Raw genomic sequence first — 25333 nt, 5'->3', positions numbered from 1 at the left:
GGCCCAACGGGAAACCAAGATGAGCAAGAAGGACAACTGGATCGCCGGCATCAACGCGGTCGCCTCGGCGCTGGAGCACGACCTCGAGCACGTGCGCGAAGTGCTGATGGAGGCCGGCGCCAAGAACCCGCGCCTGACCGAGATCGAGGAAACCGCGCGCCGCCGCGACGTGTCGGTGCGGCGTATCCCGCTGCAGTCGCTCGAGGGCATCGCCGGCGGCCTCCGCCACCAGGGCGTGATCGCGCGCTACGAAGCCGCCAAGCCGACCGATGAGAAGGAACTGCCGGCCCTGGTCGAGGCGGCCGGCGGCAAGGCGCTGGTGCTGGTCCTCGACGGCGTGCAGGACCCGCACAACCTCGGCGCCTGCCTGCGCAGCGCGGCCGCGGCCGGCGTGACCGCCGTGGTTATTCCGAAGGACAAGGCCGCGCCGATCAACGCGACCGTGCGCAAGACCTCCGCCGGCGCCGCCGACCGCATCCCGGTGGTCAGCGTCACCAACCTGGCGCGCACGCTGCGCGCGCTGCAGGAGATGGGCGTGTGGATCTACGGCCTCGACGGCAGCGCCACCCAGGCCATCCACGGCATCGACTTCACCGGCAACGTCGCCCTGGTGATGGGCGGCGAAGGCGAGGGCATGCGCCGGCTCACCCGCGAACATTGCGACGGCCTGGTAAAGATCCCGATGCCGGGCGAGATGGAGAGCCTGAACGTCTCGGTCGCCACCGGCGTGGCCCTGTTCGAGGTGGTTCGCCAGCGCGGAGCCAAGGCATGAGCCTGCAGTGGTACGACTTCGTGGGCCTGGCCGGCGTCGGCTTCGTGCTGGTGTCGTTTTTCCTGCTGCAGGCCGGACGGCTGGCCGGCGATTCCTTCGGCTACCAGCTGGCCAACCTGTTCGGCGCAGTCTTCATCCTGATCTCGATCTTCGGGCCGGGCCCCGATTTCCGCGACGTGATCTCGACCACGATCATGCAGCTGGCCTGGATGGCGATCAGCCTCTACGGCCTCTGGCGCGGCGTGAAGCTGCGGGCGGCGAAGTTCCGCCAGCCGAAAATCCCACCAGGCGGCTGAAGGTTTCCGTGCAGGCCGTCGCCACGTTAATCGGGCGACGGATCGCCGCCGCTAGGCTGGCCGCGTCGCGGCCAGGTCGAAGCTGCGCCAGCGGTTGAGCACCGCGCAGAACAGCTGCGCCGTGCGCTCGGTGTCGTAGACCGCCGAATGCGCCTGGTCGCCGTCCCAGTCCAGGCCCGCCGCCAGCACGGCGCGGCTGAGCACGGTCTGCCCGTAGGCCATGCCGGCCAGCGTCACCGTGTCGAAGGTGCTGAAGGGGTGGAAGGGATTGCGCTTGTGCGCGACGCGCGCGACCGCCGCGTTGAGGAAGCCCAGGTCGAAGTGCGCGTTGTGCCCGACCAGGATCGCGCGCTGGCAGCCGTGGCGTTTGGCCGCGGCGCGGACCGGCGCGAAGATGTGGTCCAGCGCGGCCCGTTCGTCGATCGCGCCGCGCAGCGGCGAGTCGAGCCGGATGCCGGTAATCTCAAGCGACTTGGGGTCGATCTCGGCGCCGGCGAAGGGTTCGACATGGGTGCTGACCGTCTCGCCCGGCACATAGAAGCCGTCGCCATCGAGCTCGATCGGCACCGCCGCAATCTCGAGCAGCGCATGCCTCGTGCAGTCGAATCCACCGGTTTCGACATCCACCACGACCGGAAGGAAGCCGCGGAATCGATCGGACATGCGCGGCAGGGAGCTGGAATCCATGCCGCGCAGGATAACAGAGGGTCAGGCCAGCAGCAGTCGGTCCAGGGCCACCAGCAGCAGGCCGATGGCCGCGAGGGTGAGCCCCAGCGTCGGCAGCAGCAGCGACAGCGGCAGCCCGATCACGAGCCCCGCAAGACCCCAGGCCAGCGTGTCCTGCACGCCCTGCAGCGGTCGCGTGGCCAGGCGGCCGGCGATCAGGGCATCGAGGCTGAACCTGCCCGCGCCCTTGAACACCAGCGGCAGCAGCATCACCGCGAAGATCAGCGGCAGCTTGAAGTTGCCGAAGCCCTTGTCGCTGATCGCATAGCCCATGGCGAGGTCCTGCAGCGTCTGCCAGTTCATCGGCCAGTGCACCGAGGCAGTGGCCACCATCGTCAGCACGAACAGGTTGAAGGCGAAGAAGCGCGTGCCCAGGCCGAGCAGCAGCGCGACCGCGCCGCCGAGTTCGAACCAGGTCGCCAGCGTCCAGCTCAGGTCCGGCGGCACGCGGTCGAAGGGGAAGGGGAAGTCGGACTGGATGCTGGCGAACCAGTTCTCGCCGCGGAACTTCTCGATGCCGGCCTCCCAGAATTCCCAGGCCAGTATCAGCCGCAGGCCCAGCGGCGCCAGCCAGTCGCCGACGCCGTCCAGCCGTTCGGTGAGCGCGGTCCAGCGCTCGCTCAGTGTGTTTCGCATGGTGGTTTCCTCAGGGGATTCGGGTGCCGAGGACCACGCCGTCGGCATGAAGTTGCTTGAACATTTCGCGGCCCGCCGCGACGAAGGCGTCGGTATCCGCAGCCTGGGCTTCGACGGCCAAGGCCCGCAGCTGTTCGCCCCCGCTCAGATCCGGAAACTCCGAGATCCGCTGCAGCAGGCGGAACGTCAGCGCACTGAGCTGGTTGAAGCGCACCTTGTGGGTTGCGTCGCGCTGCACCAGCAGGAAGGTCGCGTCGCCCGGCGGCGCGGTGGGCTGGTAATCGGGCGACAGCCGGTGCACAGGCCAGGCGTAGGCCAGCGGCCATGCCAGGGGCGACAGCACCGGCACGCCGGCGAGCAGGTCGCCATCGGCGTCGAAGCTTGCGTCGGCCAGCCCGGCTTCGCTCAGGTCCAGCGCCAGCTCGACCCATTCGTAGTGCGCCAGCTCCAGCAGCCAGGGCGGATCGCCGCGCTCGTCGCCGCGCTCCTGGAGGTACTGGATGAATTCACGCGGCAGTTCCGGGAACAGCGGTGTGCTGCAGCGGTACTCGCGGTAGAAGTCGCGCACCAGCACATGCCAGGCGTCCGCGCCCAGCAGCTTGCGGATGACCGGGAAGTTGCCCGCCAGCAGCCCCTGCAGGCTGTTGTAGAACAGGTCGCGGTAGATCTTCAGGCGCCGGTCCTCGAGGCCGGGCGGCGGCGCTGCGCCGTCCGGATCGCGCAGGTGCGCGGCCAGGCGGAACTGCTGCGCGCGCAGCGACTCAGCCGCGGGCATGGCGTTGCTCCGCGGGCGCATGGCGCGCCAGCACGCCGCGCATGGTCGCCACTTCGGCCACCAGTTCGGCATAGGGCGGGAAGTTGAAGTCGCGCTCGAGCAGGGCCGGCCGCGGACCGAACAGGGTGCAGGCCTCGTCCAGCAGCGCGAACACGTCGGGCTTCACGGTGGCGCCGTGGGTGTCCACCTTCAGGTCGTCGGCCTCGTCGTAGTGGCCGGCGACGTGGAAATAGGCGATGCGTTCGCCGGGGATGCGGCGCAGGAAATCGTGGGCGTCGTAGCGGTGGTTCACCGCGTTGACGAAGACGTTGTTCACGTCCAGGAGCAGGTCGCAATCGGCCTCGGCCAGCACGGCGTTCAGGAAGTCGACCTCCGGCATGGCCTGGTAGGGCGCGGCGTAGTACGAGACGTTTTCGACCGCGATGCGCCGGCCCAGCGTGTCCTGCACCTGGCGGATGCGGCCGGCGACGTGGTGCACGGCCTCTTCGGTGAACGGGATCGGCATCAGGTCGTAGAGCTGGCCGTCGTCGCTGCAGTAGGACAGGTGCTCGCTGAAGACCGGCGCCCGGTGTTCGTCCAGGAAACGCCGCAGCTTCAGGAGGTAGGTCTGGTCGAAGGGCTCGACCGCGCCCAGCGACAACGACAGCCCGTGGCAGACCAAGGGGTGTTTTGCGCTCAGTTCGCGCAGGCCCTCGCCGAAACGCCCGCCGACGCCGATCCAGTTGTCGGGCGCGCATTCGAGGAAATCGAAATCGCCCGGCGCAGCGGCCTGCAGCGGACCCATCAGGGCCCGCCGCAGGCCGAGGCCGGCGGCCATCGGGGAAAGGGAACGGATGGCCGTCATGGCGTGCTCAGCCGTTGCCGCCGCACTTGCCTTCGCCGCACTTGCCTTCTTCCTTGGCCTTGTCGCCGCCGCAGGCGCCTTCGTGCTCGCCCTTCTCGGCGCCGCAGTGGCCTTCGCCGCACTTGCCTTCTTCCGCGGCCTTGTCGCCGCCGCACTTGCCTTCGCCGCACTTGCCTTCCTGGCCGGCCTTGTCGTCGCCACACTTGCCCTCGCCGCACTTGCCTTCGCCGCACTTGCCTTCCTCGGCCTTGGCCGCGTCCTCGGACGCCACCAGGTAACCCTGGGCCAGGCTGCTCATGGCGAACGCGGAATTGGCCAGGGCCATGCCGCCGAGCATCACGGCGCCGGCGGCCAGTACCACGGGTTTCAGGGTCTTCTTGGACATGGTCTTCGCTCTCTCTGGGATGGTGCGGGTTGCCCCGCGGGGTGGGTCAGTCTTGCAGGTATTCTCGCGCCAGCGCCCGGGCCCGGTGCAGGCGCGCTTTGGCGGCTTCGCGGGTCAGGCCCAGCCGTTCGGACAGCTCCTCGATGGTCAGGCCCTCGAGGTCGCGCAGCAGCACGATCTCGCGGTAGTGCGCCGGCAGCGACTCGATTGCCATGGCCAGGTCGCGTGCCAGGCCGCGCCGTTCGATGGTGCAGGTGTCGGCGATGTCCTCGGTGATCGGCTCCTGCCGCAGGTTGCGCAGGCCGCGTTTCATCCGGTTGCATTCGCGCTTGACGATGCGGAACAGCCACGACGCGAAACATTCGAGCTGGCGCAGGTCCATCAGCCGCCGCGAGGCCGTGAACAGCGCCTCCTGCACGGCGTCCTCGGCATCGTTCACCACGCAGTGGTGTTCGGCGTAGCGGCGCAGGTCCTGGCGCGAGCGCGTCAGCACCCGTTCCAGCGCGGGGCGGTCGCCGCCGCGGGCCGCTTCGAGGTCCTGGGTCCAGGCCGGGCTGTGCATGGTGGGCGCTCTCTCCGGGCTCCGAGCATGGACCGGAATGGCCTTGCTGTCATATCCCAGGAAGAGCCTTTCGGCGGAGCGAAGGATTCGCGCGCCGGGACGCAGCGTTCAGCCAGCGTTTAGGGTTCTGGAGCCGGCAGCGGAAGCCCGGAACCGGGTGGGCGGGATGCCGCCGGCCCGTCTCCAACAAAAGGGCCCCGCCGTGCGGGGCCCTCGTCCAGCGGACCGCTGCCGGGGATCAGGCCTCGGCTTCGTCCTTGTAGGCGTCCACCGGGATGCAGGCGCACATGATGTTCTTGTCGCCGTAGACGTTGTCCACGCGCGCCACCGGCGGCCAGTACTTCTGCTGGCGCAGGCTGGCCAGCGGGAACACCGCCAGTTCGCGCGGGTAAGCGTGGGTCCACTCGCTGGCCGACACCGCGGTGGCGGTGTGCGGCGCGTTCTTGAGCGGGTTGTCCTCGCGGTCCAGGCGGCCGTCCTCGACCGCGCGGATCTCGTCGCGGATCTGGATCATGGCGTCGATGAAGCGGTCGAGCTCGTGCTGCGACTCGCTTTCGGTCGGCTCCACCATCAGGGTGCCGGCGACCGGGAAGCTGAGCGTGGGCGCATGGAAGCCGAAGTCGATCAGGCGCTTGGCCACGTCTTCGGCGCTGATGCCGGTGGCGTCCTTGAGCGGGCGCAGGTCCAGGATGCACTCGTGCGCCACCAGGCCGTTGCGGCCGGTGTAGAGCGTCTCGTAGTGCGGCGCCAGGCGCTTGGCGATGTAGTTGGCGTTGAGCAGGGCCACCTGGGTCGCCTTGCGCAGACCCTCGGCGCCCATCATCGTCACGTACATCCAGCTGATCGGCAGGATCGAGGCCGAGCCGAAGCTCGCCGCCGACACCATGCCGACGCTGCCGGCGCCGACGCCCTGCGTGCTGAGCGCACTGCCGTCCAGTGCCCGCGGCAGGAACGGCGCCAGGTGCGATTTCACCGCGCAGGGGCCGACACCCGGGCCGCCGCCGCCGTGAGGGATGCAGAAGGTCTTGTGCAGGTTCAGGTGCGAGACGTCCGAGCCCCACTTTCCCGGTTTGGCCAGGCCGACCAGCGCATTCATGTTGGCGCCGTCGGTGTACACCTGGCCGCCGTGCCGGTGGATGATCTCGCAGATCTCGACCACGTCCTCCTCGAACACGCCGTGCGTGGACGGGTAGGTGATCATCAGCGCGGCCAGGCGGCTGCTGTACTTTTCGGCCGCGCGGCGCAGGTCGTCGATGTCGACGTTGCCGTTGGCGTCGGTCTTGGTGACGACGACGGTCATGCCGCACATCTGGGCGCTGGCCGGGTTGGTGCCGTGCGCCGAGTCCGGGATCAGGCAGACGTCGCGGTGCGCCTCGCCGCGGCTGCGATGGTAGGCGCGGATCGCCAGCAGGCCGGCGTATTCACCCTGCGCGCCGGAGTTGGGCTGCAGGCTGACCGCGTCGTAGCCGGTGCACTCGACCAGCATCGCCTCCAGGCCTTCGATCAGCTCCTTGTAGCCCTGGGCCTGGTCGGCCGGCGCCAGCGGATGGATGTTGCCGAACTCGGGCCAGGTCACCGGGATCATCTCGGCGGTGGCGTTGAGCTTCATCGTGCACGAGCCCAGCGGGATCATCGTGCGATCCATCGCCAGGTCCTTGTCGGCCAGGGCGCGCATGTAGCGCAGCAGCTCGTGCTCGCTGTGGTGGGTGTTGAACACCGGGTGCTGCAGGAAAGGTGTGCTGCGCGCCAGCGTGGCCGGCACGGCGCGGCTGGCCGCGGCGTCCAGCGCGGCGATGTCGGCCTTCGCGCCGAACAGCGCGGCGAGTTCGACCACGTCCTCGCGCGTGCTGGTCTCGTCCAGGCTGATCGCAATGCTCGCGGTGTCGAGGTAGCGCAGGTTGATGCGCGCGGACTCGGCCTTCGCCCTTATCGTCGCGGCGTCGACGCCGGTAAGGTGCAGCGTGTCGAAGAAGCCCTCGCCAACCTTCACCCCGGCTCCGCGCAGCGCCGCCGCCAGGATCACCGCCAGGCGGTGGGTGCGACGTGCGATGCGGGTCAGGCCCTCCGGGCCGTGGTAGACGGCGTACATCGAGGCCATCACCGCCAGCAGCACCTGGGCGGTGCAGATGTTCGACGTGGCCTTTTCGCGGCGGATGTGCTGCTCGCGGGTCTGCAGGGTCAGGCGATAGGCCGGCTTGCCCTCGGCGTCGATGGACACGCCGATCAGGCGGCCCGGCATCGAGCGCTTGAAGGCGTCCCGGCAGGCCATGAAGGCGGCATGCGGGCCGCCGAAACCGAAGGGAACGCCGAAACGCTGTGAGTTGCCGACCACGATGTCGGCGCCCCATTCGCCCGGCGCGGCGATCATCGTCAGCGCCAGCAGGTCGGTGGCCACGGCCACCAGGCCGCCGCGCGAATGGACGGCATCCGCCAGCGCACGGTAGTCATTGATCCGGCCGAAGGTGTCCGGGTACTGCAGCATCACGCCGAAGGCATCGATGCCGGCCGCGTCGGCGTCGTTGGCCACGACGACCTCGATGCCCAGAGGCTCGGCGCGGGTGCGGATCAGCTCCAGCGACTGCGGGTGCAGGCCCGAGGACACCACGAACACGTTCGACTTCGATTTGCACGAGCGCTTGGCCAGGGTCATGGCTTCGGCGCAGGCGGTGGCCTCGTCGAGCAGGGAGGCGTTGGCGATCTCCATGCCGGTCAGGTCGGCGCACATGGTCTGGAAGTTGATCAGGGCTTCCATGCGGCCCTGGGAGATCTCGGCCTGGTAGGGCGTGTAGGCGGTGTACCAGGCCGGGTTCTCGAGGATGTTGCGCAGGATCACGTTCGGCGTGTGGGTGCCGTAGTAGCCCTGGCCGATGAAGCTGCGGAAGACCTTGTTCCTGTCGGCGATCTTGCGGATCTTGGCGATCGCCTCGACTTCGCTGACAGGCGCGGGCAGGGCCAGCGGCGCGGTCGACTTGATGCTGGCCGGCACGATGGCGTCGGTCAGGGCATCGAGCGAGGCGTGGCCCACCACGCGCAGCATGTGCGCGATCTCGGCGTCGTTGGGGCCGATGTGGCGTTCGAGGAAGGCGTCGTGTTGCTCGAGCTGGCTCAGGCTTTCGCGGGTCATGGCAGGTCCGGACCGATAGGGGAGGGCCGCGCACGGATGCACGGGGGCGCCCCTCTGTCCTTTTGCCTGAGAGTTTTGGGCCATCGGCCCATGCCCCTTCGGCGCCGGTTTGAACCGGTCTCTCCAGAGTTGCTCGCGCGGTACGGTTCCGGGTCCTGAGCGATTACGGGCGTTACGCCTTCGGCGCTGGCCTTGGCCAGCCTCTCCCGCACCACGCATCGAGCCCGCGCATTCTACCTCAGGCGGTGCGGGGGCGGGTGGGGCGCCCTTCACGGCCCGCCGCGGCTAAGTCCTTGCTGCGCAAGAAGATCAAGGCTCGTGTCGATGTTGGCGAGTCGGTGCCGGGCTCGTCCTTGGCGGTAGGCCGCCGCACGAGGGGACTTTCCCGGACACGCCGCAAGTACGTCCATGTAGGCTCTTCAGCGACGTCCGTGTCGCTGAAGGTCCGGAAAAGTCCCCTCGCACGACGGCCTGTGGTTGATCGGGGCCGGACTGTCGAACCCAAAAGCAGCGTGATCCGGTCGCTCTAAGGCCCTGGACGCGGTTCCCGGCTCATGGGCGGACACGCTGCATGCCAGAAGCGGGGGCATTCGAGCCCTCGCCCCAAATCGACATCCCGGCCCGGGGGGTCCGCAGGCCGTCGTGCGTGAGGGCTCTTCCCGGGGCTTCGAAAACATGGACGTTTTCGAAGAGCCTCCATGGATGGATTCACGGCGTCCCCGGGAAGAGACCTCACGTACGGCGGCCTATCGCCAACTACGACCCCCGGTGTCGCGCTGGATCACCGTCCGCGCAGACCTGCTTGCGCAAGGGCGAAAGCGCACTACTGGCTGGTGAGGTCGCGCTTTTCGCGTTCGCCTTCGGGCTGCTCGCCGTGCACCAGGAACCAGGTGTTCTCGGCGATGTTGGTGGCGTGGTCGCCGATGCGCTCGATGTTCTTGGCCATGAACAGCAGGTGGGTGCAGGCCGTGATCTGGCGCGGGTCCTCGGCCATGTAGGTAAGCAGCTCGCGGAACAGGCCGGTGTATTCGGCGTCGAGCTCCGCGTCCCGGCTGCGCACCGCCATCGCCCGGTCGGCGTCCCGCGACGCGTAGGCGTCGAGCGCCTCGCGCACCAGCGTGTTGGCCAGCTTGGCCAGCGCCGGCAGGCCGCGCGCGGCCGAGACCGGCGCCGTCTGGTTGAGCACGATCGAACGCTTGGCGACATTGGCGGCGTAGTCGCCGATGCGCTCGATGTCGGCCGAGATGCGCAGCGCCGCGTAGACCTCGCGCAGGTCGCGGGCCATGGGCTGGCGCAGCGCCAGCAGGCGCAGCACGTCGTGGCTGACCTCGTGCTCGAGCTGGTCGATGGCCTCGTCGTTGGCGACCACGCGCATCGCCGCCTGGCTGTCGCGGCGCTGCAGCACGTCGATGGCGGCATCGAGCTGCGCGATGGCGATCTCGCCCATGCGCTTGATCTCGCCATCCAGGCGCTTGAGCTCGCTGTCGTAGCTCTTGACGATGTGGTCGTGCGGAGTGGTGGTCATCGTGGCGTCCTGTGCTCAGCCGAAACGGCCGGTGATGTAGTCTTCGGTCTGCTGCTTGGTGGGCTTGGTGAACAGCGTCGAGGTGACGCCGTGTTCGACCAGCTCGCCCAGGTACATGAAGGCCGTGTAGTCCGAGCAGCGCGCCGCCTGCTGCATGTTGTGGGTGACGATCAGGATAGTGAACTGCTGCTTGAGCTCGGCGATCAGCTGCTCGATCTTGCCGGTGGCGATCGGGTCCAGCGCCGAGGTCGGCTCGTCGAACAGGATCACCTCGGGCTTGAGCGCTACCGCGCGGCCGATGCACAGCCGCTGCTGCTGGCCGCCGGAAAGGCCCAGCGCGTTCTGCTTGAGCTTGTCCTTGACCTCGTCCCACAGCGCCGCCTGGCGCAGCGCCTCCTCGACCCGGTCGTCCATGGTCGAGCGCGACAGCTTCTCGTAGTGGCCGATGCCGTAGGCGATGTTGTCGTAGATCGACATCGGGAACGGCACAGGCTTCTGGAACACCATGCCGATCTTGCTGCGCAGCTTGTTCAGCGGGTACTTCGGGTCGAGCACGTTCTCGCCGTCCAGGATCACCTCGCCGGTGGCGCGCTGGCCCGGGTAGATCGAGTAGATGCGGTTGAAGATGCGCAGCAGCGTCGACTTGCCGCAGCCGGACGGACCGATCAGCGCCGTCACGCGCTTCTCCGGCACCTCCAGGTTGATGTCCTTGAGCGCGGTGAAGGCGCCGTAGTGGAAGGCGAGGTTGCGCGCCGTGAGCTTGGCCGACCGCGGCGCGAGCTCGACGGCGGCCGGGACGGCCGTGCTGATGGCGATCGGGGCGGGATTGATCATGGCGTCAGTCATGGCTCATCTTCTTGCGCAGCAGGAAATAGCGGGCGGTGAGGCTGACCAGCAGCACGAACATCGTGATCAGGAAGGCGCCGGCCCAGGCCAGCTTGTTCCAGTACTCGAACGGACTGAGCGCGAACTGGAAGATCGTCACCGGCAGGTTGGGTACCGCCGAGGTCATGTCCAGGTTCCAGTATTGGTTGTTGAACGCGGTGAACAGCAGGGGCGCCGTTTCGCCGCTGATGCGCGCCAGCGCCAGCAGGATGCCGGTGACGATGCCCGGCGCGGCGGCGCGATAGAGGATCTGGGTGGTGACCTTCCACTGCGGGATGCCCAGCGACAGGGCCGCCTCCCGCATCTGGGTCGGCACCAGGCGCAGCATCTCGTCGGTGGTGCGCACCACCACCGGCAGCACGATGAAGCCCAGGGCCACCGCGCCGGCCAGGCCGGAGAAGCCGCCGGTCGTGCGCACCACCAGGGTATAGACGAACAGGCCAAGCACGATCGACGGCGCCGAGAGCAGGATGTCGTTGACGAAGCGGATAACCTCGCCGAGCTTGCGGTGGTTCACGTACTCGGCCAGGTAGGTGCCGGCGGCGACGCCGATCGGCGCGCCCAGCAGAACGGCCAGGCCGCTGATCACCAGGCTGCCGGCGATCGCATTGAGCAGACCGCCGCTTTCCTCGCCCGGAGGCGGGGTCATCTCGGTGAACAGGCTCAGGCTCATCGCGTCCACGCCCTTGGTGAACGTGGTCCACAGGATCCAGACCAGCCAGAACAGGCCGAACAGCGCGGCGGCGGCGGAAAGCACCAGGGACACGCCGTTGACGATGCGGCGCTTGAGGAACAGGCGGTCGGCGACGGCGGACATTATTTGCCCTCCCGCTTCTTGAGCTGCATCAGCATGAGCTTGGCGATCGCCAGCACGATGAAGGTGACCACGAACAGCAGGAAACCCAGGGCCAGCAGGGCCGACTGGTACATCGGCGTGGTGGCCTCGGCGAATTCGTTGGCGACGCTGGCCGCGATCGAGTTGCCGGGCTCCAGCAGCGACAGGCTGATGTAGTGGGCGTTGCCGAGCACGAAGGTGACGGCCATGGTCTCGCCCAGGGCGCGGCCCATGCCCAGGAAGATGCCGCCGATCACCGCCGAGCGGGTGTAGGGCAGCACGATGTCCCAGACCACTTCGGTGGTGGTGGACCCGAGCGCGTAGGCCGATTCCTTCAGGCGCGTGGGCACGGTCAGGAACACCTCGCGCATCACCGAGGAGATGAAGGGGATGACCATGATCGCCAGCACGATGCCGGCGGTGAGCATGCCGATGCCCAGCGGCGGCCCGGAGAACAGCGTGCCGATCACTGGCAGCTGGCCCAGGTTCTCGTCGATCCAGGGGTAGACGTGGTTGCCCAGGATCGGCGCCAGCACGAACAGGCCCCACATGCCGTAGATGATCGAGGGAATGCCGGCCAGCAGTTCGATGGCGGCGCCGAGCGGCTGCCGGATCCAGGCCGGCGCCACCTCGGTGAGGAAGAGGGCGATGCCGAAGCTGACCGGCACCGCGATGAGCATGGCGATGGCGGTCGTGACCACCGTGCCGTAGATGGCGACCGCCGCGCCGTATTTTTCCTGCACCGGATCCCAGTCGGTCGAGGTCAGGAAGCCCCAGCCGAATTCCGCAAAGGCCTCGCGGCCGCCCCAGTACATCGAGAAGGCCGCCAGCACCAGGGTGATCAGCACGAACCAGCCGGCGATGGCGACGATGTTGCGGAACACCCAGTCGCCGGCTCCGTCGAGGAAGCGCGGTGCGGGGTCGGCGTTGGCGGCGGGGCTGTGCATGGGTGTCCTGATCGTCCGTGGGGCTTCGGGGCCCGGAAACAGCCGCGCGCGCCGTGGGGCGCGCGCGACGGATTTGTGACGGGCTTACTTCGCCAGCGTGCTGGTCCAGTAGGCCTTGATCTGCTCCACCAGCGCGTCCGGCAGCGGCACGTAGCCCAGGGCGCTGGCCTGCTGGTCGCCGTTGGCGTAGGCCCAGTCGAAGAACTCACGCGCATGGCGGGCGTTTTCGACGCTCTTGGGCTGCTTGGACATCAGGATGAAGTTGGTGGCGCTGATCGGCCAGGAGTTCTCACCCGGCGCGTTGGTGACGATCAGGAAGAAGTCCTTCGAGGTCGCCCACTCGGCGCTGGCGGCGGCGGCCTGGATCGTCTCGGCGCTGGGCTGGACGAAGTTGCCGGCGGCGTTCTGCATCGCGGTGTAGGCGATCTTATTAGTCAGTGCGTACGACAGCTCGATGTAGCCGATGCCGCCCTTGATCTGCTTCACATAGGCGGTGACGCCTTCGTTGCCCTTGCCGCCCACGCCGGTCGGCCAGCGCACCGAGGTGCCTTCGCCGACCTTGGACTTCCACTCCGGGCTGACCTTGGACAGGTAGTTGACGAAGTTGAAGGTGGTGCCCGAGCCGTCCGAGCGGTGCACGACGGTGATGCGCTGGGCCGGCAGGGTCAGGCCCGGGTTGAGCGCGACGATCGCCGGGTCGTTCCAGGTCTTGATCTTGCCCAGGAAGATGTCGGCCAGCACGGTGCCGTTGAGGCGCATCTTGCCCGGGGTGACGCCGGCGATGTTGACCACCGGCACGATGCCGCCCATCACGGACGGGAACTGCACCAGGTTGGAGGCGGCCAGGTCGGCCGGGCTCAGCGGCGCGTCGGACGAGCCGAAGTCGACCGTGTTGGCCTTCATCTGGGCGATGCCGCCGCCCGAGCCGATGGACTGGTAGTTGATGCGGTGGCCGGTGGCCTTGTTGTAGTCCGCCGACCACTTGGACATCACGGGGAAGACGAAGGAGGCGCCGGCGCCGGTGATTTCGGCGGCCTGGGCCTGGGAACCGACCACGGCCGCGATGGCGAGGACGGCGATGCGGGTCTTGGCTTTGATCGAGCTAAACACGGTCAACTCCTTGGGAGATTCGGGGGCCCGGGGCGCGGGGAGGGAGCGCCGGCCGGGCCAGACAATGATTTATGACGAATGTGACAGCCGGGTTACATCGCGGCGTCGGAGAGAAAAATGGCGCCCCGGTGGTGGGGCGCCATTCGGACCGGCTTACCAGTAGAACTGGACGCGGGCCTCGAGGATGTTCGGGTCGTCCTGCACGCCGCGGCGCTCGGACTCGACCGCGACGTAGTTCAGCGAGAACTTGGTGTTGGAGCGCCAGTACCAGTTCACGCCGGCGGTCCAGGAGTCCATCTGGCCGCCGAGCACGGTGCCGTCGTCCAGGTCGATGGTGTCGTAGCGCAGGCCCAGCTGCCACATGCCCGAGGCCGGCTCGTCCGGCAGGTTGGTGGCGATGACGCCGTTCTTGTAGCCCCAGGTTTCGCCGGTGACGTTCCAGACGCCGGAAACGTAACCGCTGCTGCCGGTGAAGTCTTCCGGGCTGGAGTAGCGGTCCACGGTGGACTGCATGTATTCGGCCTGCAGCTTGAACGGGCCCTGGACCCAGATGCCCTCGACGCCCAGCGTCTGCTGGCGGTCGGTATTGGTCAGGTTGCCGGTGTCGACCAGGCGCGCGCTGGCCAGGTCGGCCTGCGGGCGGGTGCGGATGCGCACGGTGTCGGCGTCGGTGTCGTAGTCCACGGCCGACAGGCCGAGGTGGAACAGGCGGCCGGACTCGTTGATCGGGGCCCATGTGAAGCGGGCGCCGTAGCCGGAGCCGTGGGCCAGGTTGCGGGTCAGCTCGCGGCCGAACACGCTGCCGGTCAGGGTCCAGGTGTCGCCGCCGGTGCCCAGCGCGACGCCGAGGCGGCGGGCGATGCCGAAGGTGTTGGTCACCATGGCCTTGGAGATGAAGTCGTTGTTCTTGGTGCTCGACAGTTCTTCCAGGCTGTTGGGCTGCTTGTACTGGCCCACGGTCAGCACGGTGCTGCCGCTGAAGCGGTAGTTGACGTTGGTGTCGAGGAACTTGTCGGCCTTGGCGTCGTAGCCGACGACCCAGTTGAACATGCCCGGGCCCTTGCCCTTGAGCACGATCTCGGCGCGGCGCAGCTCGTTGTCGGCGCTGTCGCCGTCCAGGATGTCGCCGTTGAGGTTGACGACGTCGCTGTCGAAGTCGTTGTAGTCGAACTGGACCAGGCCTTCGAAGGAGACCTCGGAACCACCAACGACGTCGATGGTGATCTCGGCCAGGGCCGGGGTGGAGAGGGCGGCCAGGACGGCGGCGGCGAGCAGCTTCGGAGCGAGTTTCATGTCGGATCCCTGCGGGATGGAAGGTGGGGAGGCCGGCGCAGGTTAGGACGTGAAGGTTTCGTTATTGTGACAGGGGCTGACATGTGACAGCGAAGGCCCGACGCTCAGGCCGGGGTCTTGTCCTTGAACCGGCACAGGTCGCGGATGACACATCCGGGACAGTTTGGTTTCCGGGCCTTGCAGACGTAGCGGCCGTGCAGGATCAGCCAGTGGTGGGCGTCCATCAGGTACTCGGGCGGCACGGCCTTGAGCAGTTTGTCCTCCACCGCGCGCACGGTCTTGCCCGGCGCCAGGCCGGTGCGGTTGGCGACGCGGAAAATGTGCGTGTCCACGGCCATGGTCGGCTGCCGGAAGGCGGTGTTGAGCACGACGTTGGCGGTCTTGCGCCCGACGCCCGGCAGCGCTTCCAGCGACTCCCGGTCCTGCGGCACCACGCTGCCGTGTTGTTCGACCAGGATCCGGCAGGCGGCGATGATGTTGGCGGCCTTGGCGTTGTAGAGCCCGATCGTCGAGATGTAGCGCTTGAGGCCGTCCTCGCCGAGCGCCAGGATCTTTTCCGGCGTGTTCGCGACCGGAAAGAGTTTGCGTGTGGCCTTGTTGACGCCGACGTCGGTGGCCTGGGCCGACAGCGTCACCGCCACCAACAGCTCGAACGGCGTGGTGTATTCGAGTTCGGTCTTGGGATGGGGATTGAGCTCGGCCAGGCGGGCGAACAGCTCGCGGCGCTGGTCCGGCTTCATGCCCTGGCTCCGCGCCGTTGCCGCCAGCCCTGGCGCAGAGCGACCAGCCCGGCCAGCGTCAGGAAGGCGCCGATCGGCAGCAGGGCCAGCAGGAAACCGGGATAGTCCGGCGCCGACAACTCCAGCGCGGGCAGGCCGAGCAGGCGGCCGGCGCCCGCGAACAGGCTGCCCTCGCCGATGGCCTCGCGCAGCGCGCCGATCGCCAGCAGCACCCACAGGAAACCCAGGCCGGTCGCGAAACCGTCGAGCGCTGCCCGCGCTGGATCGTGCCGCGAGGCGAAGGCTTCGGCCCGGCCCATCAGCGCGCAGTTGGTGACGATCAGCGGAATGAACAGGCCCAGCACCGCGTGCAGCTCCGGCAGCCAGGCGCGCAGCGCCAGTTCGATCGAGGTGACCACGGCGGCGATGATCATCACGAAGGCGGGGATGCGCACGTCGCGGCCGCTGAGCCGGCGCAGCAGGGACACCGCGGCATTGGTGAGCGTGAGCGCGACGACGGTCGCCAGGCCCAGGCCCAGCGCGTTCACCGCGTTGTTGCTCACCGCCAGCAGCGGGCACAGGCCGAGCAGCTGCACCAGCCCGGTGTTGCCGCTGGCCAGGCCGTATTCGAGGATGCTGCGGGCGTTGGGGGCGCTCATCGCGGGCTGGCGGTCATCTGGGCCGGTGGTCGTCGGGCGCGGACTCGATGCGCAGTGTAACGCCCGGCGCCGCGGCGCGGATCTCGTCGCCGTGGCGCGCCGCGAATTCGAGGCAGCGTTTCACCGCCCGCACCACCGCGCGCGGCGTCACCGTGGCGCCGGCGAACTGGTCGAAGCGGCCGCCGTCCCTGCGCACCGCCCAATCGGCGGCGGGCGGGTCGCCGAGCGCACGGCCGGCGAAACGGGTGATCCAGTCGCTGCGTCCGGCTTCGATGTCGTCGCCCAGGCCCGGCGTTTCCTGGTGCGCGGTGACCCGCACGCCGAGCACGCGGCCGTCGTCGGCAACCGCCACCAGCAGGTGGATGGGGCCGGCGTAACCGTCGTTCGCGGTGGCTTCGAGCACGAGCGCGCTGGCCTCACCGCGCAGGCGGGCGCGGTGCACGGTGGCGGTTTCGCGACCGAGCCACGCGGCCGCCTGGACCTGCACGGCATCGGCGACCAGGTCGTTGTCGTAGCGGTCCGGCGGCAGCACGATCTCCAGCGCCTGCATCTGCGCGCGGTGCTCGGCGGCGACGATGCGGTCGCGGGTCAGCGCCCAGGTGCCGGCCAGCAGCAGGGCCGCGATCAGTCCCGCCAGCGCCAGCTGGGCGGCGGCCCGCAGCGGTTCGCGGCCGGCGCTCATCGCCCGGCCTCGCCGTAGATGCGCGGGCGCGTGTGCAGGTCGATCCACGGCGCCGCGCAGTTCATCAGCAGCACGGCGAAGGCGACCCCGTCCGGGAACGCGCCCCAGCGGCGGATCAGCAGGGTCAGCACGGCCACGCCGACGCCGAACAGCAGCCGCCCGCGCGGCGTGGTGCAGCCGCTGACCGGATCGGTGGCGATGAAAAACGCGCCCAGCACCAGCGCGCCAGAGAACACGTGCTGCAGCGGGAAGGGATGCAGGTCGGGGTCGTACAGCCAGAACGGCAGGGTCAGCAGGATCACCGTGCCCAGCGTCGCCACCGGCACCTGCCAGGGGATCACGCGTTTCCAGAGCAGGAACAGGCCGCCGAGCGCGAAGAAGTTGGCGATCCATTCCCAGCCGCGGCCGCCGAAATCGCCGAACAGCGGGTCGTGGCGGATCTCCGCCAGCGTCGCGCCCTGGCCGGCGAGCGTGCGCACCGTGTCCAGCGGCGTCGCCTGCGCCAGCATGTCCCAGCGCCAGGGCGGCGGCAGCTCGCCGGTGAACACGGCGCGCAGGCTGTCGCCGACCCCCGGCATTCCGACTTCGGGATCGAGGCCTGCCGGCGGCAGCCACTGGGTGAACTCGCGCGGGAAACACAGCAGCACCACCGCCACGCCGACCATCGCCGGATTGAACAGGTTGTGGCCCAGGCCGCCGAACAGCTGCTTGGCGAGCACGATCGCCGCCGCCATGCCGATCGCGGCGATCCACCATGGCGCCAGCGGCGGCACGCACAGCGCGAACAGCACGGCGGTGAGCGGCGCGCTCAGGTCGGTGAGGAAGGGCCGCAGCGGTTTGCCGCGTGCCCGCAGCATCGCCGCCTCGAAGGCCAGCGCGAACGCGGCGGCGAGCAGTATCTGGATGGCGATGCCCGGGCCGAAGAACCAGCCGTGCGCGGCCACGCCCGGCGCCAGCGCCAGCAGCACCAGGCCCATCACGGTGCGCACGCTGCGGCGCGGCGGCAGGTGCGGCGCGCTGGCGGTGGCGAAGGTCTTCATGGCGCCGCGCCGGAATCGCCGCGGCGGGCCCGCGCGCGTTCGAGCGCGGCGGCGACGGCGTCGCTGCTGGTGGCGGCGTCGCGGCGCGCGGCATCTCGCGCGGCGCGTTCGGCCGCCTCGCGTTCGAGCCGCTGCTGGCGCGATTCGTGGCGAATGCGGGCGGCGTCGGCGCGTTCCGCTTCGGCCTCGCGCACGCGCTGTTCGCCCTTGCCGTGGCGGAAATACGCGGTCAGCGGGATGTGGCTGGGGCAGGCGAGGTCGCAGCAGCCGCACTCGATGCAGTCGAACAGGCCCTGGTCCACGGCGCGGTCCAGCCGGCCGGCGCGGACCTGCCAGAGCAGCTGCTGCGGCAGCAGGCGCGCGGGGCAGACCGGCGCGCAGTCGCCGCAGCGGATGCAGGGCATTTCCGGCTCGCGGGCTTCGGCGTCTACGTCGGCGGCGGACTGCACGAGCACGCAGTTGTGGGTCTTGCCCAGCGGCACGTCGTCATGCGGCAGGGCCAGACCCATCATCGGCCCGCCGAGCAGCAGCCGCGCCGCGTCGGGCGTGTAGCCGCCGGCCTGGGCGACCAGATGCGCCACCGTCGTGCCCAGCGGCACCACGTAGTTGCCGGGCCGGACCACGCCAGGCCCGGTCACGGTGACGATGCGTTCGGTCAGCGCTTCGCCGTGCACCACGGCGCGCCAGGCGGCGCGCGCGGTGGCGACGTTCTGCACCACTACGCCCAGGTCGCGCGGCAGGCCGCCGCGCGGCACCTCGCGTCCGGTCAGCGCCTGGATCAGTTGGCGTTCGCCGCCCTCAGGATAGATCGTCGGCACCACGGCCAGTTCGACGGCGCCTCCGCCGTGGGCAGCGACCGCCCGGCGGCAGGCGTCGAGCGCGGCCGTCATGCTGTCCTCGACGGCGAGCAGGATCCGGCCGGCGCCGACGGCGCGGGCCAACAAGCGTCCGCCCAGCACGACCTCGTCAGCATGTTCGCGCAGCAGCGCGTCGTCGCAGGCGATCCAGGGCTCGCACTCGGCGCCGTTGAGGATCAGCAGCTCGCGGCCGATCGCGAGTTTTTCCGCGGTGGGGAAGCCGGCGCCGCCCAGTCCGACCACGCCGGCGGCCCGGATGCGTTCGCGCAGCGCCGTCGGTTCGCTGGCCAGGCCCTCCAGCGGCGGCAGCGTGATGGATTCGTCGCCCTCGACGGCCAGCCAGACCTCGATGCTCGGCAGGCCCGGGAAACCCGGCAGCTCGCCAGCCCGGATCGCCTCGATCCGCCCGGCGCGCGGCGCGTGCACCCCGGCGCTGAGCTCGCCGTCGGCCTCGCCAAGCAATTGCCCGCGGCGCACCCGCTCGCCGACCGCCACGCGGGCCCGCGCCGGGCGCCCGGCGTGCTGGGCCAGCGAGAGGCGCAGGAGCGGCGGCGGCGGGCAGGGACGCAGGGCGTCGGCGGTGGATTCGGCCTTGTGGCCGGCCAGGCGCAGGCCGCCGTGGAAGCGGGACGGGCGCATGGCCGGCCTCAGCGGCTCAGCGGCCCGTGAACAGCGGCTTGCGCCGGGCCAGGAAGGCGCCGGTGCCTTCCTTCATGTCCTCGGTGGAGAACGCCAGGGCAAACGCCTGGGTTTCGTAGTCCAGGCCGGCCTCGAGCGGCGCCTCGCCCCCCAGCAGCACGGCGTCGAGCACGCCGCGCAGCGCCTGTGGCGCGGCCGCGGCCAGCTGTTCGGCCCATTTCTGCGTCTCGGGCTCCAGCTGGTCGGCCGGGACCACCCGGGTGACCAGGCCGATCTGGGCGGCCCGCGCGGCGTCGATCGGTGTGCCGAGCAGGCACAGCTCGAGCGTGGCGCTGCGGCCGGTCAGGCGCAGCAGGCGCTGGGTGCCGCCGAAGCCGGGGATCAGGCCCAGATTGACTTCGGGCTGGCCGAGCTTGGCGCTGTCGGCGGCGATGCGCAGGTGGCAGGCCATGGCCAGCTCCAGGCCGCCGCCCAGGGCGAAGCCGTTGACCATGGCCAGCACGGGTTTGCCCAGCTGTTCGATGCGCGACATCAGCCGCTGGCCGTGGCGGGAGAAATCGCGGGCCTGGACCGGGCTCAGTCCATTCATCTCGGCGATGTCGGCGCCGGCGACGAAGGCCTTCGGGCCGGCGCCGGTGAGCACGACCACGCGCACCGCTTCATCCGCGCCGGCGGCTTCGAAGGCGGCATGCAGTTCGGTCAGCGTCGCGTGGTTGAGGGCATTGAGCTTGTCGGGGCGATTGAGCGTGATCCGGCGGACGGCGCCGCGGTCCTCGACGAGCAGGTTGCTGAAAGCCATGGGAACTCCGTGGGATATGGAACTTGGGCCGCCAGGACGGGTCGGATCCGGGCGATGGCTGGTGTCAGTAGCGGTTCAGCCGTGCGGGGGCTATCCTAGCGCGGCCTTTGGGGTGCCACATCGCCCCGCATCCACAACTGGAGATTCCTGATGAAGTTGCGTCTGTTGGCTGCCAGTCTGGCGGCCCTTGGTCTGAGCGCCGGCGTTGCCCTGGCCCAGACCGCCCCGGCTCCGGCGCCGCAGTCCCAGCCGGCTCCCGCTCCGGTCAACAAGGCGGTGCTGAGCTACGCGATCGGTTACGACCTGGGCAAGGATCTGTCCCAGCAGAACGTGGACGTCGACATCAACGCCGTCATCCGCGCCCTGCAGGACGGGTTCGCCAAGCGCGCTCCGGCCCATCCGGAAGAGCAGATGGCGGCCCAGCTGGGCGGCCTGCAGCAGCGCATGGTCAGCCAGGCCCGTGCCGAGTTCGAACGCGTCGCCCGCGAGAACAAGACCAAGTCCGATGCCTTCCTGGCCGCCAACCGCGCCAAGCCGGGCGTCACCACCCTGCCCAACGGCATCCAGTACCGCGTGATCGAGCCGGGTGCGGGCGCCAAGCCGACCGCCGCCAGCACCGTGCAGATGCATTACCGCGGTTCGGTGTCGACCGGCCAGGAGTTCGCCAACACCTACGCCCAGGCCAACCCGACCCCGGCCAGCTTCAAGGTCAGCGACTTCCCGATCTCGGGCGTGCGCGAGGCCCTGGTGATGATGCCGACGGGCGCCCGCTGGGAAGTGTTCCTGCCGGCCGACAAGGCCTTCGGCAACGATCCGCGTTCGCCGGTCGGCCCGGGCCAGGCCCTGGTGTTCGACATCAAGCTGGTCAGCGTCAAGTAAGCACACACCGCCGCCGCGCCGGGTCTCCCGGCGCGGCGGTTTCGTGTCCGGAGCATGAGCAACCCTTCCTTCCGCGCCGTGCTCAGCCCTTGCGTCGGGATCTGTTCGCTCGACCGGGCGGGGCTGTGCGAAGGCTGCCTGCGGACCACGGCCGAGATCGCGCGGTGGTCGCAGATGAACGACGACGAGCGCCTGCACCTGATGGAAGTGGTGCTGCCGGGGCGCGAGGCGCAGCGCGTGTGACCCCGCCGTTCGACCCGATCGAACGCCTGCCCCGCGCGCTGCACGCGCTGGACCAGCCCCCCTCGGGGCCCGGCTGGAACCTTCCCGAACTTTCCGACCTGCTGCCCGCCGGCGCGCCGCTGCGGCCTGCCGCCGTGCTGATTGCGCTGATCGAGCGCGCCAACGGCCCTTGCGTGCTGCTGACGCGGCGCACCGAGGCGCTACGCCTCCACGCCGGCCAGGTCAGTTTTCCCGGTGGCCGAATCGAGGCCGACGACGCCGATCCGGTGGCGGCGGCGCTGCGCGAAGCCGAGGAGGAAGTCGGACTCGCGGCGGCACTGTCGTCTCCGCGGGGTTATCTGGATCCCTTCGTCACCATCACCGGCTTCCACGTCTACCCGGTCGTCGCGACGGTGTCGGGTGGCTACGTGCCGCGACTGGATCCGTCCGAGGTGGCGGAAGCCTTCGAGGTGCCGCTGCATTTCCTGCTCGACCCCGCCAACGTGCGCGAGCTCGAGATGGATTGGCAGGGGCGCCGCCGCCGGCTGCTGGAGTACCGTTACGAGGGCCACCGCATCTGGGGCGCGACCGCCGCGATGCTGGTGAATTTCCGCCACCGGCTGGAGCAGGCCACATGAACTGGACCACCCTGGTTTCCGCCGAGGACCTGGTGGCCGCGCTGGGCCGCCCGGACCTGGTGATCGTCGATTGCCGGCACGTGCTCGCCAATGCCGACCCCGGCGCGGGCGAGCGCGCCTGGCGCGAATCGCATCTGCCCGGCGCCGGCCACGCACACCTGGACCGCGACCTGTCCGACCATCGCAAGCCCGCATCGCTGGGCCGGCACCCGCTGCCGGAAGCGGCCGATTTCCGCGCGCTGCTGGCGCGGCTCGGCGTGACGCCCGGTTCGCAGGTGGTCGCCTACGACGCCGGCGACGGTGCGATGGCGGCGGCGCGCTTCTGGTGGCTGCTGCGCCTGCTCGGGCATCGTCGGGTCGCCGTGCTCGACGGCGGCTTCTCGCGCTGGCGCACGCTCGGCCTGCCGCTGGAAACCGGCGAGCCGACCCTGCACGCCGGGCACTACGAAGGCGAATTCGACCTGGCCCAGGTTGCGGGCACCGACGAAGTGCTGTCGCGCCTGCCGACCGCACCGGGCTGGCTGCTGGACGCGCGCGCGCGGGAGCGGTTCCGCGGCGAGGTGGAGCCGCTGGATCCGGTCGCCGGCCACATTCCCGGCGCTTTGAACCGGCCGTACGGGGAGAACATGGAGCAGGGCGTCTTCCGCGATCCGGCGCAGCTGCGGGCGGACTTCGAGGCCCTGCTGCAGGGGCGCGCGCCGGACGGGATCGTGCTCAGCTGCGGCTCCGGCGTCACCGCCTGCCACAACCTGCTGGCGATGGAGCATGCGGGCCTTTCCGGCGCGCGCATCTACGCGCCGTCGTGGAGCGGCTGGGTCAGCCAGCCGGCGCGGCCGGTGGCCACCGGCGACTGATCAGAGCCGCAGGCTTTGCTGGCCGGACTCGACCGGCAGGATGTCTATGCGGGTCAGTTCGACACCGTCCACGGTCATGCGCCAGCGGCCGTCCTCGACCTCCGGCGCCTGCTGCACCTTGAAGTCCGCGCTGAGCGGGCCGATGCCGATACGGAAGCCGCGCTTGCTGAAACTGTGGGCGTTGCCCTCGATCGCCACGTGGGTGCGGCCCTGCACGCGGTCGTAGTCGGCATGACCGTCGGCCCGGATCACCAGGCGTACGCCGTCGCCGCGCCAGTGCCCGACGTAGTCGGCGTAGGCCTCGGGCACCGGCTCGGCACAGGCGGCGAGCAGGGCGAGCAGCGACAGCAGCGCGAGTCGGGGCAGGCCCTTCACCAGCGTCACTTCTTCAGGCGCGCCACCAGCGCCTGCAGCGCCGCCTGCGTGCCGGGTGCGTACCAGTCTTCGATGAAGCCATCGAGGTGGTCGTCGCTGAAGGCTTCGAGCGCGGCGATCATGTCGGTGCGCGCGACCTGGCGGCTGGCCAGCATCGCCGCAGACGGCAGCTTCAGCAGCTCCTCGAGCCAATGGAGCGCGCGGGCGAGCACATGTTCGGCGTCGGTGAGTTCGTCCACCAGGCCGATCGCCTGTGCCTGCTCGGATTCCACCAGCGACCCGGCGACCAGCAGCCGCTCGGCCCGGTAGGTGCCGACGACGCGACGCATCAGGTGCTGGATCGCGTCCGGAGCCACCAGGCCGACCTGCACCTCGTTGAGACCGATCCGGAACGGGCCGCGCGCCATGATCCGGTAGTCGCAGCACAGCGCCAGCACGCAGCCGCCGGCCGGGCTGTGCCCGCCGATGGCCGCAACCACCGGCACGCGCGAATCCGCCAGGGCCCGCGCGGCCGCGAACAGCGTCGCCCAGCCGGCCTTGAGCGACGCGCGGTCCAGTCCCATCAGGTGCGGCACGTCCATGCCGCCGGAGAACACCTTGCTGCCGCCGGTGAGCACGATGCCGCGGGCGCCCTCGGCGGGCGCCGCCTGCACCGCCGCACGCAGCGCCGAAAGCAGCTCCGGCGTCAGCGCATTGACCGGCGGGCGCGCCAGGCGGATTTCGTGGATGTCGCCATGGCGGTGCAGTTCGATGCTCATCGGTGGGCCTCAGGGAATCTGGACGTCGGGGGCCCAACGATACCGCACCGTGTAGGTGACTTTCGCCTCGCCGCCCGCCGGCACGGACAGCGCGAAGGTCGCCGACTGGGCGTCGCGCTTGGTCGCGGGCACGGTGCTGGAGACCACCTCCCAGTCGCTCCAGCGCGGCAGCGTCTCGAGCACGTGCACCGTGGCCGCTTCCGGCTTGGCGTTGCGCACGACGATGCTGATGCGCTCTTCCATCGTGCGGCCGGCGCGGTCGACCTGGAAATCCTCGCGGCTGCGCTCGGCGGTCAGGTCGAATACGGTGCCCAGGTCCAGTTCCACCTCGGCATTGGCCGGGGTGTGGCCCATCGTGGCCTCGCCCAGCAGGTCGCCGTTGTCGAATACGCGCACGCGGCCCGCCGGCAGGGGCATGCCCAGTCCGCCGGTCTTGCGGTTGTCGAAGCGCAGGCCGGCGATCACCGGCTGCTCGCCGGTCTCGGCATTGAAGTTGGCGTCGATCATCGGGTAGGGCGGGCGCCAGCCGCCCATCGCCGAGCGGGTTTCGTAACGACGTTCGCAGGCGATGCCGCGGGTCGCATCGATCAGCGGCAGGCGCTGCACGCTGCCCTGGGGCAGGGAGGCGCTGCCGGGCAGGCGGTAGGCGTGATATTCGCCCGAGGCGACCGGCTGCGGCGCAGCGGCGTCGGCCGCCATCATCTCGGCGCGGCCATAGGCCTTGGCCTGCATCGGCCCGGAGGCGGGGGCGCGGTTCGGTTGACCGGCGACGAGCGTCAGGGCGACGCCGTTGAAGTCGGCGCCGGAGCGGTTCACCACCATCGCGGCGCCGTCGATGTCCATGCGGCAGGCCTTGGCCTGGCCGCTCAGGTCCACCTGATATTCGGCGCGCCAGGCCAGGCCGGCGCTGGCGTAGGACAGGTCGAAGTCCTGGCGGCCGGCGGCACCGGCGGTGATATCCCAGGACAGCGTGGGTTCGTTGACGATGCCGTCGGGCATCGCGGCCAGCTCGAAGCTCGAATATTCCGACAGCACCTTCACCCGCCCGTCGGGCAGGCGCAGGGTGAGCCCGTTGCCGGCGGCCATCAGCACGCCGGTGTGGCTCTGGCGGCCGCCGTTGCCCGACTGCTCGACGGTGACGGTCTGGCCGATCGAACGGCGCAGCAGTTCGTCCTGGCCGGCGATGGCGAAATCGAAGCGTTGGCCGCGCACGCTGGCGTCGCCGCGCGGCTTGAGCCGCACCGAACTGGCGTCGAGCGCGCTCGGCAGTCCGCCCTGGCTGACGCGGTTGGCGCCGCTGCGCAGGTCGAAGCCGATGCCGGCCTCGTAGAGCGCGAAGCCGGGGCCGCCGGGCATGGCCTCCGACTGCACCACGGCGTCGTAATCGCCGCTGTAGACGGTGAGGCGCGGTTCGGCGGCGTGGGCGGTGGACGTGATCATGGAGGCGATGGCGACGGCGAGCAGGGTGCGGGTCATGCGGAACTCCTGGGGGCGCGT

26 protein-coding genes, 1 pseudogene and 1 riboswitch are annotated in these 25333 nt (G+C 69.9%); of the genes and pseudogenes, 5 read left to right on the top strand and 22 right to left on the bottom strand.

What is annotated here, in order from left to right; genetic code table 11:
* Positions 1-19: 19 nt before the first annotated feature.
* Together rlmB and E1B00_RS05240 are read left to right on the top strand one after the other, a co-directional pair.
* Positions 20-772, top strand: a complete 753-nt coding sequence (gene rlmB, locus E1B00_RS05245) for a 23S rRNA (guanosine(2251)-2'-O)-methyltransferase RlmB (RefSeq protein WP_139446346.1) — start codon at positions 20-22, stop codon at positions 770-772.
* A complete protein-coding gene (locus E1B00_RS05240; protein WP_139446344.1) occupies positions 769-1068 on the top strand; it encodes a CBU_0592 family membrane protein in 300 nt (99 codons plus the stop codon). Before rlmB ends, E1B00_RS05240 begins: the two co-directional genes overlap by 4 nt.
* A gap of 51 nt (positions 1069-1119) precedes the next feature.
* Here E1B00_RS05240 and rnt read toward each other — a convergent pair whose 3' ends face one another.
* The 19 genes from rnt to E1B00_RS05145 all read right to left on the bottom strand — a co-directional run bounded on the left by rnt (position 1120) and on the right by E1B00_RS05145 (position 20110).
* The gene (rnt, locus tag E1B00_RS05235) at positions 1120-1755 is read right to left on the bottom strand and encodes a ribonuclease T (RefSeq protein WP_139446342.1); all 636 of its coding nucleotides are present in this window, start codon (positions 1753-1755) and stop codon (positions 1120-1122) included.
* A 21-nt stretch (positions 1756-1776) separates the two neighbouring features.
* Positions 1777-2430 carry an HvfX family Cu-binding RiPP maturation protein gene (locus tag E1B00_RS05230; protein WP_139446340.1) on the bottom strand — a complete coding sequence of 218 codons (654 nt, stop codon included), beginning with the start codon at positions 2428-2430 and terminating at the stop codon, positions 1777-1779.
* A 10-nt stretch (positions 2431-2440) separates the two neighbouring features.
* Entirely contained in the window at positions 2441-3205 is a 765-nt protein-coding gene (locus E1B00_RS05225) for an HvfC family RiPP maturation protein (RefSeq protein ID WP_139446338.1), read from the bottom strand.
* A complete protein-coding gene (locus tag E1B00_RS05220) occupies positions 3192-4049 on the bottom strand; it encodes an HvfB family MNIO-type RiPP peptide maturase (protein WP_139446336.1) in 858 nt (285 codons plus the stop codon). Before E1B00_RS05220 ends, E1B00_RS05225 begins: the two co-directional genes overlap by 14 nt.
* Positions 4050-4056: 7 nt before the next feature.
* Entirely contained in the window at positions 4057-4434 is a 378-nt protein-coding gene (locus E1B00_RS05215; protein ID WP_139446334.1) for an HvfA family oxazolone/thioamide-modified RiPP metallophore, read from the bottom strand.
* Positions 4435-4480: 46 nt separating this feature from the next.
* Positions 4481-4996 carry an RNA polymerase sigma factor gene (locus tag E1B00_RS05210; RefSeq protein WP_139446332.1) on the bottom strand — a complete coding sequence of 172 codons (516 nt, stop codon included), beginning with the start codon at positions 4994-4996 and terminating at the stop codon, positions 4481-4483.
* Positions 4997-5234: 238 nt separating this feature from the next.
* Positions 5235-8120, bottom strand: a complete 2886-nt coding sequence (gcvP, locus tag E1B00_RS05205; protein ID WP_139446330.1) for an aminomethyl-transferring glycine dehydrogenase — start codon at positions 8118-8120, stop codon at positions 5235-5237.
* 44 nt (positions 8121-8164) lie between these two features.
* Positions 8165-8257: riboswitch (glycine riboswitch) on the bottom strand.
* A 686-nt stretch (positions 8258-8943) separates the two neighbouring features.
* Positions 8944-9645: a phosphate signaling complex protein PhoU gene (gene phoU / locus E1B00_RS05200; protein ID WP_139446328.1), complete on the bottom strand. Its 702-nt coding sequence runs from the start codon at positions 9643-9645 to the stop codon at positions 8944-8946.
* Between the two features lie 15 nt (positions 9646-9660).
* Positions 9661-10491, bottom strand: coding sequence for a phosphate ABC transporter ATP-binding protein PstB (gene pstB, locus E1B00_RS05195; RefSeq protein WP_139446326.1), 831 nt, complete (start codon positions 10489-10491; stop codon positions 9661-9663).
* Positions 10484-11347 (bottom strand): phosphate ABC transporter permease PstA, encoded by an 864-nt coding sequence (gene pstA, locus E1B00_RS05190; RefSeq protein ID WP_139446324.1) that lies wholly within the window; start codon positions 11345-11347, stop codon positions 10484-10486. Before pstA ends, pstB begins: the two co-directional genes overlap by 8 nt.
* Positions 11347-12312 (bottom strand): phosphate ABC transporter permease subunit PstC, encoded by a 966-nt coding sequence (gene pstC / locus E1B00_RS05185; RefSeq protein ID WP_139446322.1) that lies wholly within the window; start codon positions 12310-12312, stop codon positions 11347-11349. Before pstC ends, pstA begins: the two co-directional genes overlap by 1 nt.
* 84 nt (positions 12313-12396) lie before the next feature.
* Positions 12397-13422 (bottom strand): phosphate ABC transporter substrate-binding protein PstS, encoded by a 1026-nt coding sequence (gene pstS / locus E1B00_RS05180; protein ID WP_139446320.1) that lies wholly within the window; start codon positions 13420-13422, stop codon positions 12397-12399.
* A gap of 153 nt (positions 13423-13575) precedes the next feature.
* On the bottom strand, positions 13576-14715 hold the full coding sequence (locus tag E1B00_RS05175; protein WP_139446319.1) for an OprO/OprP family phosphate-selective porin: 1140 nt from the start codon (positions 14713-14715) through the stop codon (positions 13576-13578).
* 104 nt (positions 14716-14819) lie between these two features.
* Positions 14820-15455 carry an endonuclease III gene (gene nth / locus E1B00_RS05170; RefSeq protein ID WP_139446317.1) on the bottom strand — a complete coding sequence of 212 codons (636 nt, stop codon included), beginning with the start codon at positions 15453-15455 and terminating at the stop codon, positions 14820-14822.
* Positions 15452-16093, bottom strand: a complete 642-nt coding sequence (locus E1B00_RS05165) for an electron transport complex subunit E (RefSeq protein ID WP_139446316.1) — start codon at positions 16091-16093, stop codon at positions 15452-15454. The genes nth and E1B00_RS05165 overlap by 4 nt, the downstream gene beginning before the upstream one ends.
* A 13-nt stretch (positions 16094-16106) precedes the next feature.
* Positions 16107-16775 carry an electron transport complex subunit RsxG gene (gene rsxG / locus E1B00_RS05160; RefSeq protein WP_139446314.1) on the bottom strand — a complete coding sequence of 223 codons (669 nt, stop codon included), beginning with the start codon at positions 16773-16775 and terminating at the stop codon, positions 16107-16109.
* The gene (locus tag E1B00_RS05155; RefSeq protein WP_139446313.1) at positions 16772-17815 is read right to left on the bottom strand and encodes an RnfABCDGE type electron transport complex subunit D; all 1044 of its coding nucleotides are present in this window, start codon (positions 17813-17815) and stop codon (positions 16772-16774) included. Before E1B00_RS05155 ends, rsxG begins: the two co-directional genes overlap by 4 nt.
* On the bottom strand, positions 17812-19311 hold the full coding sequence (rsxC, locus tag E1B00_RS05150; protein ID WP_139446311.1) for an electron transport complex subunit RsxC: 1500 nt from the start codon (positions 19309-19311) through the stop codon (positions 17812-17814). The genes E1B00_RS05155 and rsxC overlap by 4 nt, the downstream gene beginning before the upstream one ends.
* Before the next feature lie 16 nt (positions 19312-19327).
* On the bottom strand, positions 19328-20110 hold the full coding sequence (locus tag E1B00_RS05145) for an enoyl-CoA hydratase/isomerase family protein (protein WP_139446310.1): 783 nt from the start codon (positions 20108-20110) through the stop codon (positions 19328-19330).
* 150 nt (positions 20111-20260) lie between these two features.
* Here E1B00_RS05145 and E1B00_RS05140 point away from each other — a divergent pair, with 150 nt between their 5' ends.
* The 3 genes and pseudogenes from E1B00_RS05140 (at position 20261) to E1B00_RS05130 (ending at position 22703) form a co-directional block, all read left to right on the top strand.
* Positions 20261-20989: an FKBP-type peptidyl-prolyl cis-trans isomerase N-terminal domain-containing protein gene (locus E1B00_RS05140; RefSeq protein WP_139446308.1), complete on the top strand. Its 729-nt coding sequence runs from the start codon at positions 20261-20263 to the stop codon at positions 20987-20989.
* 54 nt (positions 20990-21043) lie between these two features.
* Positions 21044-21849 (top strand): annotated as a pseudogene (locus tag E1B00_RS05135) (NUDIX hydrolase).
* A complete protein-coding gene (locus E1B00_RS05130) occupies positions 21846-22703 on the top strand; it encodes a sulfurtransferase (protein ID WP_139446307.1) in 858 nt (285 codons plus the stop codon). Before E1B00_RS05135 ends, E1B00_RS05130 begins: the two are co-directional and overlap by 4 nt.
* Here E1B00_RS05130 and E1B00_RS05125 read toward each other — a convergent pair whose 3' ends face one another.
* The 3 genes from E1B00_RS05125 to E1B00_RS05115 are packed head-to-tail and all read right to left on the bottom strand — an operon-like array spanning position 22704 to position 25312.
* A complete protein-coding gene (locus E1B00_RS05125) occupies positions 22704-23078 on the bottom strand; it encodes a hypothetical protein (RefSeq protein WP_176693123.1) in 375 nt (124 codons plus the stop codon).
* A gap of 5 nt (positions 23079-23083) precedes the next feature.
* Positions 23084-23836, bottom strand: a complete 753-nt coding sequence (locus E1B00_RS05120) for an enoyl-CoA hydratase/isomerase family protein (RefSeq protein ID WP_139446304.1) — start codon at positions 23834-23836, stop codon at positions 23084-23086.
* 9 nt (positions 23837-23845) lie between these two features.
* Positions 23846-25312, bottom strand: a complete 1467-nt coding sequence (locus E1B00_RS05115) for a DUF4139 domain-containing protein (RefSeq protein ID WP_139446302.1) — start codon at positions 25310-25312, stop codon at positions 23846-23848.
* Positions 25313-25333 lie beyond the last annotated feature (21 nt).

Origin of the sequence: Arenimonas terrae, from assembly GCF_006265115.1 — a bacterium.
Lineage (GTDB): Bacteria > Pseudomonadota > Gammaproteobacteria > Xanthomonadales > Xanthomonadaceae > Arenimonas > Arenimonas terrae.
Note: the sequence above shows the minus strand (reverse complement) of the source record. Positions and strands in the feature narration are given on the sequence as shown.